Annotated in this window: 3 protein-coding genes; 2 read left to right on the forward strand and 1 reads right to left on the reverse strand. The window is 38.8% G+C overall.

Annotation, left to right across the window (positions count from 1 at the left end; all coding sequences use genetic code 11):
- Nucleotides 1–1,457, forward strand: a 1,457-nt coding sequence (locus ABUA47_RS24060; protein WP_349832204.1) for an alpha amylase C-terminal domain-containing protein, incomplete at its 5' end; no start/stop codon positions are given.
- A 72-nt stretch (nucleotides 1,458–1,529) separates the two neighbouring features.
- Here the strand turns inward: ABUA47_RS24060 and ABUA47_RS24065 are convergent.
- Nucleotides 1,530–2,243: a hypothetical protein gene (locus ABUA47_RS24065; RefSeq protein WP_008664631.1), complete on the reverse strand. Its 714-nt coding sequence runs from the start codon at nucleotides 2,241–2,243 to the stop codon at nucleotides 1,530–1,532.
- 209 nt (nucleotides 2,244–2,452) lie between these two features.
- Between ABUA47_RS24065 and ABUA47_RS24070 the strand changes: the two genes are divergently transcribed.
- Nucleotides 2,453–2,686, forward strand: coding sequence for a YecH family metal-binding protein (locus ABUA47_RS24070; protein WP_005825578.1), 234 nt, complete (start codon nucleotides 2,453–2,455; stop codon nucleotides 2,684–2,686).
- Nucleotides 2,687–2,919: the final 233 nt, after the last annotated feature.

The raw sequence follows: 2,919 nt of genomic DNA on the forward strand, positions 1-2,919 counted from the left end.
GTAGCTATAAGGAATTTCAGGAAAAGATTCTTCCACGTATCGCCCAAGAAGGCTACAACTGCATACAGATTATGGCTATCCAGGAACATCCCTATTATGGTAGCTTCGGATACCATGTTTCCAGTTTCTTTGCCGCTTCTTCCCGTTTTGGTACTCCGGAAGAACTGAAGGAGTTGATTGATACAGCCCATAGTATGGGGATTGCCGTTATCATGGATATTGTCCATTCACACGCTGTGAAGAATGAAGTGGAAGGCTTGGGTAACTTTGCCGGTGATCCTAATCAATATTTCTATCCCGGTGGACGTCGGGAACATCCAGCTTGGGATTCACTTTGCTTTGATTACGGCAAGAACGAAGTTATTCACTTCCTGCTGTCTAACTGTAAATTCTGGCTGGAAGAATATCATTTCGACGGCTTCCGCTTTGACGGAGTAACCTCCATGTTATATTATAGTCATGGTTTGGGAGAAGCATTCTGTAATTATGGAGATTACTTCAACGGACATCAAGACGACAATGCCATTTGTTATCTGACACTTGCCAACCGGCTTATCCATCAGGTCAATGCCAAAGCCATCACCATTGCCGAAGAAGTATCGGGAATGCCCGGACTGGCGGCAAAATATGAAGATGGCGGCTACGGATTTGATTACCGTATGGCCATGAATATTCCCGATTATTGGATTAAGACAATCAAGGAGAAAATAGATGAAGACTGGAAGCCATCCAGCATGTTCTGGGAAGTGACCAACCGCCGCAAAGATGAAAAGACCATCTCCTATGCGGAAAGCCATGACCAAGCTTTAGTGGGCGATAAAACCATCATTTTCCGCTTGATTGATGCGGATATGTACTGGCACATGCAGAAAGGAGACGAGAACTATACCGTAAATCGAGGCATTTCTCTCCATAAAATGATACGTTTACTGACTGCGACTACTATCAATGGCGGTTATCTTAACTTTATGGGCAATGAATTCGGACATCCGGAATGGATTGATTTCCCCCGTGAAGGTAACGGTTGGTCTTGTAAATATGCCCGCCGTCAATGGGATTTGGTGGACAACAAGAATCTGGCATATCATTATATGGGTGACTTTGATGCTGCCATGTTGGGAGTTGTAAAAAGCATAAAGAACTTCCAGGCTACTCCGGTCCAAGAAATATGGCATAATGACGGTGACCAGGGATTGGCCTATATGCGCAAGGACTTGATTTTTGTATTCAACTTCAACCCTATGCAGTCTTTTACTGATTACGGTTTCTTGGTTCCTGCCGGAACTTATGAAGTTATTTTGAATACAGATAATCCAGATTATGGCGGTAATGGTTTGACGGATGATACCATCAAACATTTTACCATTCACGATCCGCTTTATAAAAAAGACAAGAAGGAGTGGCTGAAGCTTTACATACCGGCACGTACAGCTGTTGTACTGAAAAGAACTAAATAATCATTTCATAACATTAAAAAAGAGGCAGATATCAATTCAGATATCTGCCTCTTTTTTATATAGGAGAGTCTTTTATTTCAATTGACTGTCGATGAAGTTCAACATCGTTTTTGCATTATCCATCATCTTCTTTTGAGCTGGTTTGTCTGCAGAGAGCAATGGAATAAGTTTATCCAAATATTCTTTGGCTTCCTTGAATTCAACTTTTGCTTTTTCTACATCTGTTTTCATGGTATTGGCACCCTTACTATAATACAAAGAACCCAGACTGTTAAGTGCATTTACATTATCTGCTTGGATAGCTATGGCTTGTTTAAATGCTTCTTCGGCTGCATCCATCTTTTTGGCTTTCTGCGCCATGATACCTTGATTTACGTAATAAGTGGCATACAATTTAGTCAATGTCTTATTACCGGGATTTGCTTCCAGCCCTTCCTTTAAAGTGGCAACATACTCATCATTTTTCTTCAAATCTTTCAAAGCACCGGCTTTACCTATATAAGCATTTGCCAGGTTATACTTTTTCTGTACAGCAATATCAAAATACTTCAAAGCTTCGGCAGGTTTCTTTATCTTATCGGCACAAACGCCACAGTTATATGCAATTACGGAATCTTGGTTGTTTGTTTGTGTCAGATAAGTACTAAATTTTGTGTAAGCTTCCTGGTAATTTTTAGCTTCAAGAGCAGCCTTACCATCGTTGACCAACTGGGCAGGGTCAGCATTCTGCGCAAAGAAATTCGTAGCTGCACAACATAGTGCAATAGATAAGATTAATTTTTTCATATGCTTTAATTCATTTAAAAGTTGATTCCCAAAGTTAGTTTACAATGGTATAGAAGCAAAACCTTTTTACTTTTTTTGAGGTTTTTAGCATAGTCGTAACAAGTGTTATTTTACGTAAAAGCAAATATCCGGATATGTGTGTTGGGCTTTGTCACATATGTTACACTTATACTTAGAATATCATATTATCTTTGCCACAAAAAAAGATTATGGAACAATTACATGCACATGAAGTCCTTCACATGATGGAAGGTAATAGTTATACTGAGTTATCATTGAGAGAAGCCATTATCCAAAAATTCGGCGAGCAGCAGCGTTTTTTCACCTGCTCTGCCAACAATATGGATGTAGATACCCTGATAGAATTTCTTAAAAGAAAAGGAAAATTTATACCCGCCAATGGTGGATTTACAGTGGACATGACTAAAGTTTGCAATCACTGATGAGGAATATTAATCCCTTCTTCTGTTAAATTGAATATTATTTATGTTAATAGTTAACGGAAATAATATTCTACTAAACCATGTTATAATATCCGCTGATTACCCGCTAAAATTTGGATATCTCCTGCAAGTACGTATCTTTGTACTGTGTTTTTCATAGTATTAGATTTAAGGTTAATAAAAAAGATTGGCTGTCTGGGATAGATAGCCTTTTTTTATGTCTAAATGTCATC

Origin of the sequence: Bacteroides sp. RTP31139st1_H2_RTP31139_211217 (genome assembly GCF_040227615.1) — a bacterium.
In the GTDB taxonomy this organism is placed as follows: Bacteria; Bacteroidota; Bacteroidia; order Bacteroidales; family Bacteroidaceae; genus Bacteroides; species Bacteroides uniformis.